Source organism: Chroococcidiopsis sp. CCNUC1 (assembly GCF_023546805.1).
Taxonomy (GTDB): domain Bacteria; phylum Cyanobacteriota; class Cyanobacteriia; order Cyanobacteriales; family Chroococcidiopsidaceae; genus Chroococcidiopsis; species Chroococcidiopsis thermalis.
This window is the reverse complement of record NZ_CP097480.1, coordinates 541,321-560,259: the sequence shown is the minus strand read 5'-3', so window position 1 is coordinate 560,259 and position 18,939 is coordinate 541,321. Positions and strand designations below refer to the sequence as shown.

General features: G+C 44.8%; 17 protein-coding genes and 1 pseudogene. 10 read left to right on the top strand and 8 right to left on the bottom strand.

The features are described 5' to 3' along the window. Positions 1–42 precede the first annotated feature (42 nt). Positions 43–195 (bottom strand): hypothetical protein, encoded by a 153-nt coding sequence (locus M5J74_RS02635; RefSeq protein WP_158265834.1) that lies wholly within the window; start codon positions 193–195, stop codon positions 43–45. A 49-nt stretch (positions 196–244) separates the two neighbouring features. Here M5J74_RS02635 and M5J74_RS02630 point away from each other — a divergent pair, with 49 nt between their 5' ends. Further along, entirely contained in the window at positions 245–2,986 is a 2,742-nt protein-coding gene (locus M5J74_RS02630; protein WP_250015241.1) for a CHAT domain-containing protein, read from the top strand. A 211-nt stretch (positions 2,987–3,197) separates the two neighbouring features. Here the strand turns inward: M5J74_RS02630 and M5J74_RS02625 are convergent, their stop codons facing one another. After that, complete coding sequence (locus tag M5J74_RS02625; protein WP_250015239.1) at positions 3,198–3,767, bottom strand: DUF4168 domain-containing protein; 570 nt, start codon at positions 3,765–3,767, stop codon at positions 3,198–3,200. 306 nt (positions 3,768–4,073) lie between these two features. Here M5J74_RS02625 and M5J74_RS02620 point away from each other — a divergent pair, with 306 nt between their 5' ends. Then, positions 4,074–4,607, top strand: coding sequence for a phosphate-starvation-inducible PsiE family protein (locus tag M5J74_RS02620; RefSeq protein ID WP_015152578.1), 534 nt, complete (start codon positions 4,074–4,076; stop codon positions 4,605–4,607). Between the two features lie 58 nt (positions 4,608–4,665). Here M5J74_RS02620 and M5J74_RS02615 read toward each other — a convergent pair whose 3' ends face one another. Next, positions 4,666–4,935, bottom strand: coding sequence for a LapA family protein (locus M5J74_RS02615; protein WP_015152577.1), 270 nt, complete (start codon positions 4,933–4,935; stop codon positions 4,666–4,668). A gap of 94 nt (positions 4,936–5,029) precedes the next feature. Continuing rightward, positions 5,030–6,496: a phosphoglucomutase/phosphomannomutase family protein gene (locus M5J74_RS02610; protein ID WP_250015238.1), complete on the bottom strand. Its 1,467-nt coding sequence runs from the start codon at positions 6,494–6,496 to the stop codon at positions 5,030–5,032. 73 nt (positions 6,497–6,569) lie between these two features. Here M5J74_RS02610 and M5J74_RS02605 point away from each other — a divergent pair, with 73 nt between their 5' ends. The 5 genes and pseudogenes from M5J74_RS02605 (at position 6,570) to selD (ending at position 12,880) form a co-directional block, all read left to right on the top strand. Beyond that, the gene (locus M5J74_RS02605; protein WP_015152575.1) at positions 6,570–7,391 is read left to right on the top strand and encodes a PD-(D/E)XK nuclease family protein; all 822 of its coding nucleotides are present in this window, start codon (positions 6,570–6,572) and stop codon (positions 7,389–7,391) included. 252 nt (positions 7,392–7,643) lie between these two features. Further along, a complete protein-coding gene (locus tag M5J74_RS02600) occupies positions 7,644–8,210 on the top strand; it encodes a DUF3611 family protein (protein ID WP_250015236.1) in 567 nt (188 codons plus the stop codon). 77 nt (positions 8,211–8,287) lie between these two features. Next, positions 8,288–9,415: a bifunctional transcriptional activator/DNA repair enzyme AdaA gene (locus M5J74_RS02595; RefSeq protein WP_250015234.1), complete on the top strand. Its 1,128-nt coding sequence runs from the start codon at positions 8,288–8,290 to the stop codon at positions 9,413–9,415. Between the two features lie 69 nt (positions 9,416–9,484). Next, positions 9,485–10,348 carry a DMT family transporter gene (locus tag M5J74_RS02590; RefSeq protein WP_250015232.1) on the top strand — a complete coding sequence of 288 codons (864 nt, stop codon included), beginning with the start codon at positions 9,485–9,487 and terminating at the stop codon, positions 10,346–10,348. Positions 10,349–10,422: 74 nt separating this feature from the next. Then, positions 10,423–12,880, top strand: a pseudogene (selD, locus tag M5J74_RS32480) (selenide, water dikinase SelD). 38 nt (positions 12,881–12,918) lie between these two features. On the opposite strand, the gene groL reads toward selD, so the two are convergent. Together groL and fabG are read right to left on the bottom strand one after the other, a co-directional pair. Further along, positions 12,919–14,586: a chaperonin GroEL gene (groL, locus tag M5J74_RS02575; RefSeq protein ID WP_106167624.1), complete on the bottom strand. Its 1,668-nt coding sequence runs from the start codon at positions 14,584–14,586 to the stop codon at positions 12,919–12,921. A gap of 117 nt (positions 14,587–14,703) precedes the next feature. Then, positions 14,704–15,468 carry a 3-oxoacyl-[acyl-carrier-protein] reductase gene (fabG, locus tag M5J74_RS02570; RefSeq protein WP_250015230.1) on the bottom strand — a complete coding sequence of 255 codons (765 nt, stop codon included), beginning with the start codon at positions 15,466–15,468 and terminating at the stop codon, positions 14,704–14,706. Between the two features lie 273 nt (positions 15,469–15,741). On the opposite strand from fabG, the gene trxA reads away from it, so the two are divergent. Beyond that, positions 15,742–16,059 (top strand): thioredoxin, encoded by a 318-nt coding sequence (gene trxA, locus M5J74_RS02565; protein WP_015152568.1) that lies wholly within the window; start codon positions 15,742–15,744, stop codon positions 16,057–16,059. A gap of 106 nt (positions 16,060–16,165) precedes the next feature. On the opposite strand, the gene M5J74_RS02560 is transcribed toward trxA, so the two are convergent. Beyond that, positions 16,166–16,459: a hypothetical protein gene (locus M5J74_RS02560; RefSeq protein WP_015152567.1), complete on the bottom strand. Its 294-nt coding sequence runs from the start codon at positions 16,457–16,459 to the stop codon at positions 16,166–16,168. A 468-nt stretch (positions 16,460–16,927) separates the two neighbouring features. On the opposite strand from M5J74_RS02560, the gene purU reads away from it, so the two are divergent. Together purU and M5J74_RS02550 are read left to right on the top strand one after the other, a co-directional pair. Continuing rightward, entirely contained in the window at positions 16,928–17,782 is an 855-nt protein-coding gene (gene purU, locus M5J74_RS02555) for a formyltetrahydrofolate deformylase (RefSeq protein WP_106216899.1), read from the top strand. Positions 17,783–17,941: 159 nt separating this feature from the next. Further along, positions 17,942–18,097, top strand: coding sequence for a hypothetical protein (locus tag M5J74_RS02550; protein WP_158631857.1), 156 nt, complete (start codon positions 17,942–17,944; stop codon positions 18,095–18,097). Positions 18,098–18,174: 77 nt separating this feature from the next. On the opposite strand, the gene M5J74_RS02545 is transcribed toward M5J74_RS02550, so the two are convergent. Then, complete coding sequence (locus M5J74_RS02545; protein ID WP_250015228.1) at positions 18,175–18,921, bottom strand: DUF2993 domain-containing protein; 747 nt, start codon at positions 18,919–18,921, stop codon at positions 18,175–18,177. Positions 18,922–18,939: the final 18 nt, after the last annotated feature.

Below are 18,939 nucleotides of genomic sequence, written 5' to 3'. Positions count from 1 at the left end.
AAATTTACGATTTAAAATTTCCGGCTAAAAATTCACGACTAGTTAATGCTGGTTTTGAGCCGTAAGTGGTACGATTCCCTCTAGTCCTCTAGTTGTACCTAGAAATCGTCCGTGAGGATCGGTAGGAAAAGGATGCAAAACATATCTATAGGGGCGCGCAATTTGTAGGGACGCATAACTTGTGTAGAGGCGCACAACTGTGCGCCTCTACAGATCGTCGTTATCTCGTTTAAAAATCAATGGTATGAAAAACTCAAATAGAAAAAAATCTGTTGCTTCCCATTTTCGATTTCAACTAAAGCCAATATATTTCAATAGAAAACGGATTATTTATAGCTTGCTTGCCTCGATCGCATTGCTGTGTACGACACAAGTACCCGCGATCGCCAAAATTCCCGCCCCCTCTACGACGATTCCCAGTCAGTCAATACCAATTGCACAGAAGGGCGATCGCCTGCAACAAGGTAAAACATTTTACGATGCGGGTCAGTATGCAGAGGCAGTCAACATACTGCAACAAGCACTGCAAGATTATCGAACTAAAAACGATACTCTCAAGCAAGCCCTAGCTTTGAGCAATCTCTCGCTAACATATCAACAACTCGGCGCTTGGACAGAAGCAAAACAGGCGATCGATGAGAGTCTCAAGTTGCTCGGATACGCAGCAGAGAAAACCCCCGACTCCCGACTCCCCTGTACGGGCGCACAGCAGTGCGCCCCTACCGACTCCCGCACCCAAGAAGTTCTCGCCCAAGCCTTAGACATCCAAGCCAGACTGCAATTATTGACAGGGGAAGCAGAAACGGCGATCGAGACTTGGGGGCGATCGGCAGCGCTTTATACTCAAGTTGGTAATAAAGCAGGAGAGATCCGCAGCCAAATTAATTCCGTCCAAGCATTACGGGCGATGGGACTGTACAGCCGTGCCTTAACAAAATCGACTGAAATCAACAAATCTCTGGGCAATACTCCCGCTTCTCTGACTAAAGCAGTTAGTTTGCGCAGCCTGGGAGAGGTTTTACAACAAGTTGGTGATTTGGAACAGTCTCGCAAAACCCTACAAGAAAGTTTGCAGATTGCCCAAAGCCTACCTTCTGCGCCAGAAACCGCAGCGACACTGTTGAGTTTAGGTAACACGGTCAGCGCTCAAGGAGATACCGACGCTGCTTTAGATTACTATCAACAAGCAGAAAAGTCTGCTCCTACTGCTAGTACCAAGCTTCAAGCCCAGCTGAACCAACTACAACTATTGAGTCAAACTCAACGAGATTCAGCCGCCCGAGAATTAATTCCTCAAATCGAAACTCAACTAGCCCAACTACCTCCCAGCCGAGCTACAGTTTACGCCCATATTAACTTTGCCGATAGTTTGATGAAACTAGGGAGCAGGGGGAAGAGAGCTGAGGGAGCCCAGGGAACTGAGGGAGCAACTACCAACTACCAACTACCAACAACCCAAGAAATTGCCCAAGTTCTAGCAACTGCGGTGCAACAGGCAAGGAGTTTGAAAGATCCGCGAGCTGAAGCTTATGCTTTGGGTAGCTTGGGTGGATTGTACGAGCAAGTCGGACAGTTGGCAGAGGCAAAGAAACTGACTCAGCAAGCACTGTTGATTACTCAGTCAATTGATGCTCCAGATATTGCTTATAGCTGGCAATGGCAGCTCGGAAGGCTGCTGAAAGCAGAGAAAGATAATCAAGGTGCGATCGCGGCTTATGCTGATGCGGTGAAAACTCTCCAATCTCTGCGTAACGATCTAGTTAGCATCAATCCCACCGTACAGTTTTCTTTTCGCGAGAGCGTAGAACCGGTGTATCGGCAGTTTGTCGGGTTGCTGTTGCAAGATGATGGCACTCAACCGAGTCAAGAGAATCTCAACCAAGCTCGTACCGTCTTTGAATCTCTCAAAGCTGCCGAACTCGTCGATTTCTTTCGAGCAGCTTGTTTAGATACCCAGCCAACTCAAATCGATCGCGTCGATCCTCAAGCGGCTGTGATCTATCCGGTGATTTTAGAAGACCGTTTGGAAGTTATTGTCAGCTTGCCCAAGCAACCTTTGCGTCATTATGCTACGGCTTTACCGCGCACTCAAGTCGAAAGCGCGATCGACCAGTTACGGCAAAATTTGGTTATCCGCTACTCTCAAGACTTTTTGACTCTCTCCCAACAAGTTTATGACTGGTTGATCCGACCCGCCGCTGCCGATATTGAAAAAAGTGGTGTAAAAACTTTGGTATTCGTGCTAGATATTTCCTTGCAGAAACTACCAATGGCGGCTCTGCACGATGGCAAACAGTTTCTCGTCCAAAAATATAGCGTTGCTCTCACGCCCAGTCTAGAATTACTCCAGCCCCAGCCTTTAAGCCGAGAGCGTTTGAGAGCCTTGACTGCTGGATTGACCGAACCACGAGGAGATTATCCAGCGCTGACGAATGTAGCCTTAGAGCTGAATCAAATTCGCTCGGAAGTGCCAGGAAGAGAGTTACTCAATCAAAATTTCACTAGCACATCGCTGAGAAACCAAATTAAATCTCTGCCTTTTTCCATCGTCCATATTGCCAGTCACGCTCAGTTTGGTTCGCAAGCCAATCAGACATATATTCTCGCTTGGGATGGACCGATCAATGTTAAGCAGTTAGACGAACTGCTGCGGGTACGCGAACCTAGCTCGGACTTAGAACGACCAAATGCGATCGAACTTCTGGTATTGAGCGGCTGTCGTACTGTTGCTGGAGATAGACGCGCTGCTCTCGGTATGGCTGGAGTCGCGGTCAGAGCCGGGGCGCGTAGTACCTTGGCAACTCTCTGGTATGTCAGCGATGCTGCTACCGTACCGCTCATGAGTCAGTTCTACCAGGAGCTATCTACGGCTGAGATGACAAAAGCCGAGGCACTCCGCCGCGCTCAACTTGCTCTACTACAAAACCCACGCTATCGCCATCCAGTTTACTGGGCACCCTACGTTTTGGTAGGGAATTGGCTGTAGTCTAGTGACTAGTGACTGGTGGCTGGTGACTAGAATCTTTGCCTTGTGACTAGTGACTGGTGGCTGGTGACTAGAATCTTTGCCTTGTGACTAGTGACTGGTGGCTGGTGACTAGAATCTTTGCCTTGTGACTAGTGACTGGTGGCTGGTGACTAGAATCTTTGTCTAGCCACTAGCCACTAGCCACTAGCCTCTAACCACTAGCCACTAATTAGCCAGCAGTCTTAATCATTTCTCGCACTTTTTGCAGTAAGTCTGGATTTTGTCTCAGGGTGAGAAAGATTTGATTAAATCGCTGGATATCTAAACCTTCCCCCTTGACAGCTTGCTCCATTTGCCCTTGGGTGGACTGCTCAATTTTTTCGATTTTGGCGTTGGCTTGATCGAATTTCTTGTTTTCGTCAGGGGTAATTTTGGCTGTAGGCTGCGCTTGAGGATTTCGGCGCGATTGGTAAATTTCCCCAAACCGTTTTTCGCTCAAATCTTCCTGTTGAATTGCTTGAACAATCTGATTTTGGGCGTTCTCTTGGATAGGTTGTAGTTTTTTGACTGCGTTAGCAAATTGTTGCAGTTCTTTCTGACTAACCTGCGCTGGGGCTGGTTTTTGAGTTGGTGGCTGAGACTGAGAAGGTTGAGTTGGTTGAGCCGGACTTTGTGACGGGCTATCTGTCTGTGAAAGCTGGATTTCTTTCGGTACAGAACCTGATTGCGCCCAAGCAGCACCACCACTCAATGCCACTGCGATCGCCATACCTATGAATGATAGATATCTAGCTTTCATGCAAGTTACACCTCAAACAAACTTTTTCCATGAAATCATCGCACATAATTTCCCAAATCCTCCTAAGGAAAGATGTGCTTAGAGAACAAAATCTCTGCGGTATGTTGACCTATTTTGAAAAAAATTTGGCAGGCGATCGCCCTAGATACTCAACCCAGCAATGATTACCAGTCTTCTGCAAATAGTCGTAGTTGTCGCTCGCGATCGAGGACAATAATTATTTATATAACTTTTTCAAAATTTAAAACTTAAAAACATAAGTTAATGTAAGCATAACGAGCTAACCGCACACAGGAGAATTTCCCAATGAATCAGCCTTTAAAAAGCCCATTGCATTATTGGTACGAATTTTTCAATCGTAGTGCGATCGTGCGTAGCTTAGAAACTATTCAGGATTTAATTGTCATCTCTCTGTGCGTTGGTTTGTTCTGTGTCATGGCAATTCAACTGAGGGGAATATTCTTTATGTTGCTACCCCCTCTTAATTTCCACCAAATCGCGGCTGATATTCTGTTCCTACTGATTCTGGTTGAGTTGTTCCGACTGCTAATTATCTACCTGCAAGAACAGCGAGTATCGATTGGTGTAATGGTGGAAGTGTCTATTGTATCTGTATTGCGAGAAGTGATCGTGCGGGGAGTTTTAGAAGTTCCCTGGAATCAGATCTTAGCTGCATGTGCCTTTCTGCTGGTATTAGCAGCCCTACTCGTTGTCCGCGTTTGGATACCCCCCACATTCAAAGGTATCGATCCTGAAAAGCAGTACGCCAAAACCTATCACAATGGATCTATGCCAGACAGAAGCAAGCAGTCTCACAAAGAGATTCGCTTATCGGAATAGCATACAGGAGTTCTCTATTTTGTAGATTGTAGAGATGTTATGGCGTAGCGTCTCTACACTATTCATCAAAAGAAAATTCATCTTCAATGTCTTCCTCAATAGATCGTGCAGGTGTACTCCCTATACCCCAGAGAGGCTGCATCAAAGCCGTTGCAACCACCCCTACCCCAGCACTAACAGCCAAAACAAAACCAACTGGTAATTGAATTGTCTGGTAGCGTAAAAACTTCAGCCGAATTGGATCGGCATTTTGCATAGATAGCAGCGAGATCGCCACAATCCAAACAGCGACAATAGAAGAAGTGAGAAGACTAGCGAAGGATTTCATAGATTAGGGAGTAGGGAGTAGGGAGTAGTGAGAGTTCGTGTTTATATTTCTCCTGACTTTTGACTCCTGACTTCTCAGTTTTGACTTTTAACTTTTAACTTTTGACTGATCTATTACCAATTTGCCCGATCGCTCTTTCCATTTCCATCACAATTCGATCTTGCTTGTCGAGAGAGTTGGTTTCCATGTAGACGCGCATGAGGGGTTCCGTACCTGATGGGCGTAACAGTATCCAACTGCCCTCTGCTAAATACAGTTTAACTCCGTCTTTGCGACTGACTTCTTTAACTGCGATTCCGGCGATCGCCCTGGGAGGATTTTGAGTAAAACTGTCGATAATGGCGGCTTTGTGGGCATCGCTGAGGTGCAAATCGATGCGGTGGTTGTACAGGGGACCATCAGCATCAGCAATTGCTTCTGCAACTAACTGACTCAATGGCTTACCTGCATAGGCGATCGCCTCAGCAACTAGCATATTTGCGAGTATCCCATCTTTTTCGGGAATATGTCCGATTACGCTTAAACCACCCGATTCTTCGCCGCCAATCAAGACAGTGGTTTCGCGCATTTTTTCCCCAATATACTTGAATCCTACAGGAGTTTCGTACAAAGGTAATCTGTATTTAACGGCAAAATTATCGAGTAAACGTGTGGTGGCGACAGTACGGACGATCGCCCCTGTTTTGCCTTTATTTTCAATTAAGTGACGGGCAAGCAGTAACAAGACAGCATTCGGCGTTAAAATATTGCCCAATTCGTCTACAATACCGAAGCGATCGCTATCTCCATCCGTAGCTAAGCCCAAGTCAGCAGCATCTGCTTGTACGGCTGCTACCAACTGAGTTAACTGTTTGCCTTGTGGTTCCGGCATTCCACCACCAAACAAGACATCTCGGTAGGCGTGGAATGTTTCTAACTCGCAACCGCAGTATCTCAATACCGTATCTAGGTAGCCGCGAGAAGTCGAGTAGAGGGCATCATACTTTACCCTCAGCCTAGCATGACGAATTTTTTCGATATCAATCAGAGAATAGATAAATTTCAGATATTCGGGCTGGGGATTAAAAGTAGAAATTCTGTCATTGCGGATAAATTTTGGCGGAGTATCCTCCACACCAAAAATATTTGCCACAATTGTATCAGTAATCTCTGGAGTAGCAGGACCAGCATAGTCGGGAATGTATTTAATCCCGCAATAGGGTGCAGGGTTGTGGCTAGCGGTGAACATTAATGCCCCTGCTGAGTTTAAGTAACGGGCATTATAAGCAATTACCGGAGTCGGACAATCGCGATCGGTAATTTTCACACTCCATCCCAATTCTGCTAAGACTTCGGCAGCGGTACGGGCAAATTTTTCTGCCAGAAAACGGGTGTCGTACGCCACCAAAACTGGTCTACTTTTAGTGTATGCAGTTTCTAGGTAACTTGCGATCGCCCTTGTCACTCGTCGGACGTTGGCGAAGGTAAAATCATCAGCGATGATTCCCCGCCATCCGTCAGTACCGAATTTAATTTTGCCGATTTGACTGGCATTCACAGTTTGCCACCCTATATTCATCATTAATAGTACAAGAAGTTTCTTGCTTCACTCCTTTGTTAGACAGTCCGTATCTTTGTTGTTTCTTCTGAGAACGATGCCAATTCTTGGGCAACCCTTTGTTAGTTATCACTTGTGGTCGTTAGTTGTCCCAGCCGTAGGACAAGAACGCTGGCATTGCCAAATGAAGCGGGGTTTTATCAAAGCGAGACAAAAAGAACCGATCGTTCAATCGTTACTCACCCAAGCTAGCATTCCGCAGCGAATTGGGTTGTTGGCGCAAAAAGGCGTTTACGAGTTCCACCGTCACCGTCAATTTCTGACTCAACCTGATGGCGTGGAAAGAGTCTCGCAGTTACTTAAACTCGGCAAATTAACCACACAAGTTCAGCAGCGAGTAACGCAGATTCTCAAAAATTATCACGCTCATCCATTATTAGTAGGAAAACATATTATTGAATTAACTAGTGGTGAGGAAGGATTTCCTAAACCAATTTGGATCGAACAACAAAACTACCGATTTCGACTCTATGCTACGATGGACTGTATTTTAACAGAATCAGATAAAACATTACACATTATCGATTTTAAAACGGGTAAATCTATCTTCGACCAAAGACAAGCATTTGTCTACCTCGTTGCTGCCCGTTATTTATATCCTCAATATACAGCAGTTGCTTCCTTTTATAATTTAGAACAGTGTAAAACCTCCGCTCTAATTCGCGTCACTCCCAGTCAACTCGACGCAATTGAAAGTCAACTGGCAAGGATTGCAATTCGCCACCAGCGAGATATTAATAAATACGAACAAAACCCCTATAATTTTAGTAAAATCTTTCCTCCCAATCCAGGTTATCACTGTCGGTACTGTTCCTTCAGTGCAATTTGCGAATTTTCCAACTTCAAACCCTCTAAGTAGCTCGTTCAAAGCCTTTTTGCGTTCTTCTTCGCGTCTTTGCGACTTTGCGCGACATAAAATCCAGACCCCTTGCCATATCCTGAGAAAGCTAGGTTTAAAAATATCTTTACATAAACGCAGAGGTTGCTGGTGAACCTACCCCTCGGTCTATCTCATTATATATAAAATTATCCCAACAGCTAACTTTGGGTTGATGATTTCTCTCAATAGCTTCTTTATAACAAAGGTAAAATATGCCTGTGAGAGAAATACATGTCTGAAATAATCAAAGACTCATTACCAACACCAACTAAACAAAGATTCGCCGCTGCTTTTCGGATTGTAAGTCGATTTAGCTTTTGGATACAGCTAGCATTAGCGAGTACCTCTGGAATTGCTTTAATATTTGCCATCCTTAGCCGCAATGCCAGCGAGGTAGTAGAGAATGCCAGTATTAGCCTGAGTATATTTCTAGCAATTGTCGGTGTATTACTAGCTGCCTTTAGCGTAGTTTGGGCTTTTAGAGATCGAAGTTTAGCTAGACGCTTGCAATCAAGCGATCGCACGATTCATCCTCGCAAAGAAGAAGTCATTCAAGCTTTAAAAATTGGTTTAATCGTCAGTTTTATCGGAATGTTAATCGCTTTTGTTGCCTCAGAAGTCAGCGCGATCGCAGTATTATCAAAATCTTTATCCGTTCCCCAGGGGGTCGCAATATATAATCGCCAAAATCTAATTCGTTCTTTAGATATTTTGGTAATCTTATCTAACGTTAACTTAATCGGAACTCATTTAATCGGTAGTATAACCTCTTTAGGACTTCTAGAATGGATTGACTAAAGAGTAGAGGCGATCGCACTTCATCCTTCACGCTAGCTTACCGAATCGATGTCATGTCGCTTTTTCGGTAGACGGCAATGTATGGGCTTGCAACAATAGCCAGTATGGAATTGAATTGCGTACCCGTGCAAATGAACTTAAATCTCTTGCCATCGCGCGCTGAAATGGAACAAGCCGCTTGTAGCAAAGATGCTAGCTATGACGGCGTGTTTTTTGTAGCTGTCCGCACGACAGGAATTTTTTGTCGCCCTTCTTGTCCTGCCCGTGCGAAACTGGAAAACGTCGAATTCTTTCCCACAATTCGGGATGCTGTGCTTGCAGGTTATCGTCCTTGTAAGAGATGTCATCCGCTTTTAGTTTATGGAGCATTGCCAGATTGGGTGACAACATTGATACAGCGCGTAGAAACCGCACCAGATCTAAAAATTACAGCCGCAGAACTGCGTGAGTTAAAAACAACTCCCGAACGAGTCCGACGCTGGTTTCGAGAGCATTACGGCATGACATTTGTAGAATGGTGTCGCAGCAGACGATTGGCGAATGCTTTGACGCAAATTCGAGCGGGAGCCACGCTAGATGATGTTGTCTTTGCCAATCAATATGAATCTCATAGTGGGTTTAGAGAAGCCTTCAGCAAAGTCTTTGGTGTCCCCCCAGGACAAAGCCAAACCAGTGACTTTGTAGCCACGCAAATTTTAGAAACACCTTTAGGAGCATTACTTGTTGGTGCAGTTAGTCAAGGGATATGCGCGATCGCCTATACAGATAAGCAAATGCTTGAGCATAACTATGCCACAATTCGCAAGCATTTTGGTTATCCAATTCTCCCCGTGACGAATCATCATATCGAGCATTTGCGAGATGAACTGGCGTGTTATTTCGCAGGTAAGTTAACCGAGTTTACAACTCCTTTGGTTCCACAAGGAACTGCATTTCAAGAAAAAGTATGGTCAGAGTTACAACGCATTCCTTATGGGACGACAATCTCTTACGATGAACTGGCTCGGCGGATCGGTCAGCCAACAGCAGTTCGTGCCGTAGCTAGAGCAAATGGGATGAATCGGATCGATATCCTGATTCCCTGTCATCGCGTAATTGGTAAAGACGGACAATTAACTGGATACAACGGTGGAATTTGGCGAAAACGGTTGCTGTTGGAACTAGAGCGGACTGGAAAATTGCCAAGCCACGAAACAATTCAGTAATTTTTCATAGCCCCCTTGTTAAGGGGGTTGGGGGAGCGAAAAACTACTAAGCATTCTGTAATTTTAAAAATGAAACCAATCGATCTAGCGCGCTTATTTTTACTCGCTGCGCTTTGGGGCAGTTCGTATTTATTTATCCGTATTGCAGCTCCTGTTTTAGGAGTTCTCTTCACCATCAGTTTACGAATTATTTTAGCAGCGGTTGCATTAGGTTTATCTGGCGCGATCGCCTCACCATTCAAGCTCAAAAGTCGTTGGCAGTCTTATCTTTTGTTGGGTTTATTCAACAATGTCATTCCTTTTTTATTAATTGCGATCGCCGTTGTCAATCTTAATGCTTCAATTGCGGCAATTTTAAATGCAACAGCTCCTCTATTTACAGCGATCGTATCAGCTATTTGGTTGAAAGAATCGCTAAACAAACGTAAAGCGATTGGATTAGTATTAGGGATTGTTGGAGTTGCTATTTTAGTTGGATGGAGCCCTTTACCGCTATCACCTTCAGTCATTTTCGGAGGAATATCAGCTTTAATTGCAGCCCTCTCCTATGGTATTGCTGCTGTGTATGCCCGTCGCAGATTTATACACGATCGAGTTGCTGAAACTGCCTTCGGACAATTAACTAGTTCGAGTATTTTGCTGATTCCGGTTGCTTTTGCAACTTTTCCTCAAACACTTCCCTCGCTCGAAGTTATTTTTGCAGTCGCCGTACTCGCGATCGCGTGTACTGCTGTTGCCTATCCGCTCTACTTTCAACTAATTTCTAATATCGGTGCGACTGGAGCAATAACTGTTGCTTTTTTAATTCCTGTTTTCAGTCTGTTATTTGGCAATATTTTCCTCGGCGAACCCGTGAATTCTGGCTTAATTTTTGGATTGATAACAATTTTACTGAGCGTTTGGTTAGTCATTAATCCAAAACAGCAGAAATAATTGCGATCGCGTTCCGCCTTCACCTCGACTAATTTGTCAGAATCAATATGAGAGATATTTTATTTTGAGAGTGAATGCAGCGATCGCAACTCGTAACTAAAGATTTAGTCCTGATTGGCGGCGGTCACAGCCATGCTATTGTCCTGAGAATGCTGGGCATGAAACCGATACCAGGCATTCGAGTCACATTAATTACAGAAGCGTCAGATACTCCTTATTCGGGGATGTTACCCGGTCACGTTGCTGGATTTTACACTCATGAAGAATGCCACATCGATCTGCGACGTTTAGCTCAATTTGCTCGGGTGCAATTTTATCGCGATCGCGTTGTTGGATTAGATTTAGTTAATAAAAAAGTTATTTGTGCCAACCGTCCGCCTGTAGCCTACGATTTGCTTTCCGTTGATATTGGCAGCACTCCGGCTCAAATTTCCGTACCCGGTGCAGCAGAGTACGCGATTCCAGCGAAACCAGTGGCGCAGTTTCTGCAACATTGGTATGACTTGTGTAGAGACGTTACAACATGTAGAGACGTTACATGTAACGTCTCTACATTGCGCCTGGGAATTGTCGGTGGAGGTGCTGGCGGAGTCGAGTTAGCAATGGCAATGCAGGGTCATTTGCAGTCTATAAGATCCCCCAACCCCCCTTAAAAAGGGGGCTAAGTCTTCTCGCTTATTTAGGGAGGAGAGGGAAGATCGAGATCTAGAAATTCATCTATTTCAGCGCGGTGCTGAATTAATGCCAAATTACAATTCCTGGGTACGGCATCGCTGTCAAGAGATTTTAATCCACAAAGGAATTCAACTACACCTGCAAGAAACCGTTTGTGAAATCCAATCGCACCCCACACCCTACACCTATACGGGCGGGTTTCCAAACCCGCCCCTACCAACACCCTACACCATCAAATGTGAATCTGGATTGCAGGTAGAATGCGATCGCATCTTCTGGGTAACGCAAGCCTCCGCACCCGATTGGCTACAAGCCGCAGGAATCGCCACTGACGAACGCGGATTTATTCTCGTCAACGATGCACTACAATCGGTTTCCCATCCAGATGTATTTGCAGCGGGTGATATTGCCTCAATGGTAAATTATCCCCGTCCCAAAGCTGGAGTATTTGCCGTGCGCCAAGGCAAACCTTTATTTAAAAACCTGCGACGAGCATTATTAGGGCGATCGCTACAGCCTTACAAACCGCAGAAACAATATTTAAGTTTAATCGGTACGGGAGACGGCAAAGCGATCGCGGCATGGGGAAAACTTGGTTTTGGCGCTACTAGCTGGCTGTGGCGCTGGAAAGATGCGATCGATCGCAAATTCATGCAACGGTTTAGTAACTTACCGCAAATGCAGGAGAAAGGGCAAAAGTCAAAAGTTAAAAGTCAAACGTCAAAACAAATTCCGAATTCCGAATTCCGAATTCCGAATTCCGAATTCCCTATGCCTTGCGCTGGCTGCGGTTCTAAGGTTAGCAGCACAGTTTTAGCAAGGGTACTCAATCAAATCAAGCAGGATAGTACTAACTGGTGCGATCGCCAAGATATTATTATCGGGCTAGATGCTCCTGACGATGCAGCGGTGGTGGAAGTACCAGGCGGTTTGTGGATGGTACACACCATAGATCATTTCCGCAGTCTCATCAACGATCCGTATATTTTTGGACAAATTACTGCCAACCATTGCCTCAGCGATATTTTTGCAATGGGTGCGACACCTCAAAGTGCATTGGCGATCGCAACTATTCCCTATGCTTTAGAATCCAAAACAGAAGAAACCCTTTATCAGTTACTATCCGGCGCAGTCAAAGTGCTAGCTGACGCGCAGACACCTTTGGTAGGTGGACACACAACTGAAGGCAGCGAATTGGAATTTGGCTTATCTTGTAACGGTTTAGTCCACCCGAATAAACTTCTGCGCAAAGGTGGAATGCAGCCAGGACAAGTTCTAATTTTAACTAAAGCCCTTGGTACGGGAACCCTTTTTGCTGCCGAGATGCAACGGGAAACTAAAGGAGATTGGATCGATCGCGCTGTTACTTCAATGTTGCAATCGAATCAAGTCGCAGCTGCTTGTTTAATGGCACATGGAGCCACTGCTTGTACTGATGTTACGGGTTTTGGGCTTGCCGGACACTTGTACGAAATGGTTCGAGCTTCCCGTAGCGTAGGCATCTCTGCCTGTGCGGTAGATTTAAATTTAGCAGCAATTCCTGCTCTAGAAGGTGCGATCGCTACATTACAAAAAGGAATTGTCAGTTCGCTGCAAGCGGAAAATTTACGCATTGCTCGTTTTATTACCGATCTAAACATCGCTGGTTCAGAATCGCTCAGCCCGTCTGCTCGCTACTCGCTCTTATTCGATCCGCAGACATCGGGCGGTTTACTAGCATCAATTCCAGCAGAACAAGCCAGTCAATGTCTAGATAAGCTACATAGTTTAGGCTATGCACAAAGTTGCATTATTGGCAAGGTAGTAGATAGAAAAGGCGATCGCCAACCAATAACCATAAATTTATCCAATGTATAGGGGCGCACAGCCGTGCGCCCTTACGAGGGTTATGCAGGCTACATCATACCCATGCCACCCATACCGCCCATACCACCCATGCCGCCCATGCCACCCATACCGCCCATGTCAGGGGCAGCAGCAGCTTTCTTCTCTGGCTTTTCAACGACTAGGGCTTCGGTCGTTAACACCATACCAGCAATCGAACCAGCATTTTGTAATGCCGAACGCACAACCTTAGCAGGGTCGAGAATGCCAGCAGCAATCAGATCTTCAAACTCGCCAGTTGCCGCATTGTAACCAACGTTGAAATCGGTTTCCCGCACTCTTTCAACCACGACAGAGCCTTCAGCCCCTGCATTGTCAGCCATTTGGCGTAAGGGAGCTTCCAGCGCTCTAGCGACGATTTCAGCGGCAACTTTTTCTTCGTCTTGCAGGCTGGCTTTGAATTCGTCCACCTTCTTCGCTAAGTGGATTAGGGTCGTACCGCCACCAGGGACGATACCTTCTTCGACTGCGGCTTTAGTCGCGTTCAGCGCGTCTTCAATTCGCAGTTTGCGGTCTTTGAGTTCGGTTTCGGTTGCTGCACCAACTTTAATGACTGCCACACCGCCAGCCAGCTTGGCAATTCGCTCTTGCAGTTTCTCCTTGTCATAGTCGGAGTCAGATTCTGCTAGTTGCTTGCGAATTTGACTGATGCGCTTTTCCACATCAGCTTTATTTTCGCCTTCGGCGACGATTGTGGTAGATTCTTTGTCGATGATGACTTTACGAGCAACACCCATCATCTCCAAAGAAGCGGTATCCAAGCTTAAGCCGATTTCTTCAGAAATCAACTGACCGCCAGTTAGTACGGCGATGTCGCGCAACATTTCTTTACGGCGATCGCCAAATCCTGGGGCTTTAATCGCGCAGACGCTCAACACGCCACGAGCTTTATTTACAACCAAAGTTGCTAAAGCTTCTCCATCGACATCCTCAGCAATAATAATCAAAGGTTGTCCGGCACGAGCGACTTTTTCCAAAATCGAAATCAAATCTTGGATCGTGCTAATTTTCTTGTCTGTAATCAACAAGCGAGGATTCTCAAACTCTGCTACCATCCGCTCGTTGTCGGTGATGAAGTAGGGAGAAATATAACCTCGATCCAACTGCATCCCTTCTACCACGTCTAAATCGGTCGTGAGAGACTTGGATTCCTCAACGGTAATCACACCGTCTTTGGTGACTCGCTCCATTGCCTCAGCGATCATCGCCCCAACTTCTTCATCGTTTCCAGCCGAGACAGTCGCCACAGAGGCGATCGCATTTCCTTCGACTGGTTTGGCGACAGCAGCAATTTCTTCTACCAGTTTGGCAACGGTCTTCTCGATTCCGTGACGCAGCGCCACTGGATTAGCACCCGCTGCTACGTTCTTCAGTCCCTCACGAATCATCGCTTGGGCGAGAACCGTCGCCGTAGTCGTACCATCCCCAGCTACATCTTTGGTTTTCGATGCAACTTCCTGAATCAGACGCGCCCCAGTATTTTCTAGGGGGTCTTCCAACTCAATTTCTTTAGCTACAGTAATCCCATCATTGACAATCTGAGGCGCACCGTATTTTTTCTCTAACAGGACGTTGCGACCTTTTGGACCCAGGGTAATTTTCACGGCATCGGCAAGGGCATTCACACCCCGTTCCAATGCCCGCCGCGATTCATCATCAAACGCAACGATTTTTGACATACGCTTCGTTTCCTCAAGCTTCCATTTGTCAATTTAGCACTCTCTTGAGTTGAGTGCTAATGAAACTACTGGCGTTTAGCAATTAGCTAACAGCTAATTGCTAGACGCTAATCGCTCTTAAGCCATAACCATGCCACCATCGACGTTGAAGACTTGACCTGTAATGTAACCAGCCGCAGGATCGGCGGCGAGAAAGCGCACCATACCAGCAACTTCTTCGGGTTTGCCGTAACGACTCAAGGGAATATATTTCAGAATATCTTCAGAATCAATGTTACTGGTCATGTCAGTGGTGATAAAACCAGGGGCAACAGCATTGACGATAATGCCACGGGAGGCAAGTTCTTTCGCAACGGTTTTAGTAAATCCGATCGCCCCAGCTTTCGCCGCACTATAATTTGCTTGACCGGGATTGCCCATTTGTCCGGCTACAGAAGCAATATTAATGATGCGCCCGCTGCGTTGCTTGAGCATGATTTTGCTAACAGCTTTGGTACAAAGGAATACGCCTGTAAGATTGAGGTCGATGACTGCTTGCCAGTCTTCCGGTTTCATTCGCAATAACAAAGTATCGCGGGTAATACCAGCATTGTTTATCAAAACATCAATTCGCTTCCATTTTTCTACAACAGTATTAACCAGAGTATCTACTTGAGCCGCGTCCGAGACATCAGCCGGAATTGCGATCGCGCTACCCCCCGCCGCCTCAATTTCTTCTACCACTTCTTTAGCGGCGGAACTAGAACTTGCGTAGTTTATAACAACGTTTGCCCCTTCTGCGGCTAAACTCAAAGCGATCGCCCGTCCAATTCCTCGCGAAGCCCCCGTGACGATTGCGACTTGTTGGCGTAACCGTTGTAAATCCTCTGGCAATACTTCCATAAACAATGACTCTTACGTAAATACTCTCACTTAGCGATCGCACTTAAACCACCGCGCTAACCATCTTATCAATAGGGAGCAGGGAGTAGGGAGCAGGGAGTAGGGAGACAAGGAGGACAAGGGGGACAAGGAAGCTGAGGAAGTTGAGGGAGGAATTCCAGCTACCAGCCACTAGCCACTAGCTACCAGCCACTCACTACACCCTACACCCGCATCAACACGCACCACTCACTGCTACTTGAGATATAACAGTAAAAAACTGTGTTAAATCTCATGGCTACTAAACAGCAGTTCAATAATTTTGCCGAAATGATTTCTGGTGCTGATGTGCCTGTACTGGTAGATTTTTACGCTGCATGGTGCGGTCCTTGCCAGATGATGGCTCCAATTTTAGAACAAGTAAACGAGCGTCTCAAATCTAAAATCCGTATTGTGAAAATCGATACTGATAAATATCCACAACTCGCCAGTCAATATCAAATTCATGCCTTGCCCACACTAGTACTATTTAAGCAGGGTCAACCAGTCGATCGCATTGAGGGCGTAGTACCAGCACCTAATTTAATCGAACATTTACAAGCTCTAATTTAGTCAAAATATTTCATTCAATAAAAAGCCCGCATTTGCGGGCTTTTACTGTAGGAAAAAGCTATTTTATTAGCAATGATGACAATTATGATAGCGGTAATGATATCAGTTATGACAGCAATGAATCGTCAGCGGTTGTCGCTGAAAAACTTTCAGGCGATCGCTCCGCCAACCAACTCATTTTTTCTTTGTCTTTCTTAACTTTAATTAACAATTCTAGATAAGCAATGGGTACGATAATTGGCCAAAAAAGAGTGACTATGACTAAAAATATTCTGAGTAGAAGTAATTGAGAGCGTTTGCCAAGGTCTCGCTGCATGATGTCTGCCCACTGAGTAAACAGACAAGCCGCGATTGTAATATAGAAAGTCGCCCCAGCAGTAATAATTGTTTGTAGCATCATTTTCTAAAAAGTCATTTTCTAAAAATAGGTTGAGTCTGAAAAGAATTCAGCAGCTACCCCAAACCAGCAGCGCGATCGACGAAGTTATCGTTAATACGCTCTTTTGAGCGCTATGTAGCCCGAACACCCTGTAACGATCTGACCCGAAAGCCTTAACTAATCGACATTTATCCGTAGCACCTTGCTAGTAACTTGCTTTCAAGCCGCAAAAGACTCTGACAATGAAATACGTCAGCCCAAAAAGCTATTCCAGACTAGTGCTATGAATGCTCGTATACCCTCACACGCGCTTCCAGCAATTCCCGATCTTGTTTATGTATTATTTCATACTTTTAACTTGCGGACAATCCAGAGGCAGTTATCAGAGACAATGAAATTCAAACTCGATATATCTAATACTACGTTCGTACTGAAGATAGAAGACAGTTTATAAAGGTTTTCTTATACATCAAGCGAAGGTTAAGTAATATGAATAGACTGACAGCAACTCTACTCATTTCTTGTCCCGACCGACAAGGATTAGTAGCAAAAATTGCTAATTTTATCTATGCCAATGGTGGTAACATTATCCATGCCGATCAGCATACAGACTTTGCTGCTGGTTTGTTTCTAACCCGCATTGAATGGCAATTAGAGGGTTTTCATCTACCGCGAGAGCTAATTGCGCCTGCCTTTGGCGCGATCGCACAGCCTCTAGAGGCTCAATGGCAACTACACTTTTCCGACACCATCCCACGCCTTGCTATTTGGGTGAGTCGGCAAGAACATTGCTTATTCGATCTAATTCTCCGACAACAGGCAAAAGAGTATGCCGCAGAAATTCCCCTGATTATTAGCAATCATGCCGATTTAGAATGGGTGGCAAAACAATTTGGTATAGATTATTACTATATTCCCGTTAACAAAGATAACAAAGCGGCTCAAGAGGAAAAACAGTTAGAACTTTTGCACCAGTACGACATCGATCTTATCGTTCTGGCAAAATATATGCAAATTCTCAGTCCCGAATTTATTACCCGATTTCCTCAAGCAATTAACATTCACCATTCGTTCCTTCCTGCTTTTGTAGGCGCAAATCCATACCAGAAAGCTTACGAACGCGGGGTAAAAATTATCGGTGCTACCGCTCATTACGTAACATCAGAACTCGATGCTGGACCAATTATCGAACAAGATGTCGTCCGCATCAGCCACCGAGATGAAGTCAGCGACCTGATCCGTAAAGGTAAAGATTTAGAACGAGTCGTTTTAGCTAGAGCCGTGCGATCGCATTTACAACACCGTGTCTTAATTTACGGGAATAAGACTGTGGTGTTTGAGTAGTGAAAGAGATTATGCGCAGACCATCATGAAAAGCTGCTTTAATCGATAAAAATACAATTACAGTATTTTTACAGAGGATGATTTTAAGATAGAAAATCTACAATCAATTCAGTTCTTAAGGATTTTCTAATATTTGTTCCATCTACAAAGGCAATTTCTATGTCAATTCTAGAGAAATTCTTCACCTTCGGCTTTGTCTCTACGTTTAGTGTAGCCCTCATAGCAACCTGGTGGCGCTACATTCCTAGCATAATTGCTACTTACCGCAAGATTATGAGTAAGTATGGACAAGTAGAATTAACAGTTAATAGTTAATATTGAATATTTCCATTGTAGAGACGTTACATGTAACATCTCTACAATGGAAATATATTAATTTGCATTGTGTCCTATTAAATTAAATTCTGAGGTATTTGTTTCATTCTAATTTGGATTTGTAAAGCTAACTGACCTGCTTGCGCCGTCATTTCTTCAACTCTGAGTGCTATTCCTTCTAGATCGAAATAGGGTAAATCCATCCATTGTTTGACTTTTTCCATTAATGACAGCGCGATCGCAAAAGATATTCCTTCATTGCGATCGCATTGAAAATTCTCAACGATAACTGGTTGCTTCTGGGTACGGGGGCGAAATGTAGCTGTAAAACCGAGTGGCTGCGTTTCGCCTTTTTCGTGCAACAACACCTTACCATCAAAGACCATTTTGTTATCTCCGGGTAACTGTAATTGCATCTGCTGCATTTCTAAAATAACAGTTTGTCCGTCTACATTTAGTTTAAAATTACGTGCTTTTTTTAATACGTACTCAGACTTCAAAGCGCGACTTAAATCTGGTTCCGTAATGACAATTTTAGCAATAGCATCTAATGGTTTATCTAATTCAACCTTGCCAAAAAGAGCGCTGAGTGGATTCACATCAACTTTATCCGTTTGTACCTCAATTTCTTGCAGGCGGATGTCTTTTTGTATAACTACGCCTTGTCCAGTAAAATCTACTGAATCTGCTTGCCCTAAAATTAGCTTTAAGAGATTTGTTTGAATACCAACATCAATTTTTTCAGCGTTATCTACTTGGCTAGATATTCCTACTTCTGCTACTGCATCGATGACTTGTTCTTCTAACCGTGGCTCGTTATCCATCTCGCGATCGCATCCTTT

Bases quoted from the DNA above. Each gene is read 5' to 3' on its own strand.
- M5J74_RS02630 (WP_250015241.1), top strand. From the start codon at position 245: ATGAAAAACTCAAATAGAAAAAAATCTGTTGCTTCCCATTTTCGATTT.
- M5J74_RS02625 (WP_250015239.1), bottom strand. From the start codon at position 3,767: ATGAAAGCTAGATATCTATCATTCATAGGTATGGCGATCGCAGTGGCA.
- M5J74_RS02620 (WP_015152578.1), top strand. From the start codon at position 4,074: ATGAATCAGCCTTTAAAAAGCCCATTGCATTATTGGTACGAATTTTTC.
- M5J74_RS02615 (WP_015152577.1), bottom strand. From the start codon at position 4,935: ATGAAATCCTTCGCTAGTCTTCTCACTTCTTCTATTGTCGCTGTTTGG.
- M5J74_RS02610 (WP_250015238.1), bottom strand. From the start codon at position 6,496: ATGATGAATATAGGGTGGCAAACTGTGAATGCCAGTCAAATCGGCAAA.
- M5J74_RS02605 (WP_015152575.1), top strand. From the start codon at position 6,570: ATGCCAATTCTTGGGCAACCCTTTGTTAGTTATCACTTGTGGTCGTTA.
- M5J74_RS02600 (WP_250015236.1), top strand. From the start codon at position 7,644: ATGTCTGAAATAATCAAAGACTCATTACCAACACCAACTAAACAAAGA.
- M5J74_RS02595 (WP_250015234.1), top strand. From the start codon at position 8,288: ATGTATGGGCTTGCAACAATAGCCAGTATGGAATTGAATTGCGTACCC.
- M5J74_RS02590 (WP_250015232.1), top strand. From the start codon at position 9,485: ATGAAACCAATCGATCTAGCGCGCTTATTTTTACTCGCTGCGCTTTGG.
- groL (WP_106167624.1), bottom strand. From the start codon at position 14,586: ATGTCAAAAATCGTTGCGTTTGATGATGAATCGCGGCGGGCATTGGAA.
- fabG (WP_250015230.1), bottom strand. From the start codon at position 15,468: ATGGAAGTATTGCCAGAGGATTTACAACGGTTACGCCAACAAGTCGCA.
- trxA (WP_015152568.1), top strand. From the start codon at position 15,742: ATGGCTACTAAACAGCAGTTCAATAATTTTGCCGAAATGATTTCTGGT.
- M5J74_RS02560 (WP_015152567.1), bottom strand. From the start codon at position 16,459: ATGATGCTACAAACAATTATTACTGCTGGGGCGACTTTCTATATTACA.
- purU (WP_106216899.1), top strand. From the start codon at position 16,928: ATGAATAGACTGACAGCAACTCTACTCATTTCTTGTCCCGACCGACAA.
- M5J74_RS02550 (WP_158631857.1), top strand. From the start codon at position 17,942: ATGTCAATTCTAGAGAAATTCTTCACCTTCGGCTTTGTCTCTACGTTT.
- M5J74_RS02545 (WP_250015228.1), bottom strand. From the start codon at position 18,921: ATGGATAACGAGCCACGGTTAGAAGAACAAGTCATCGATGCAGTAGCA.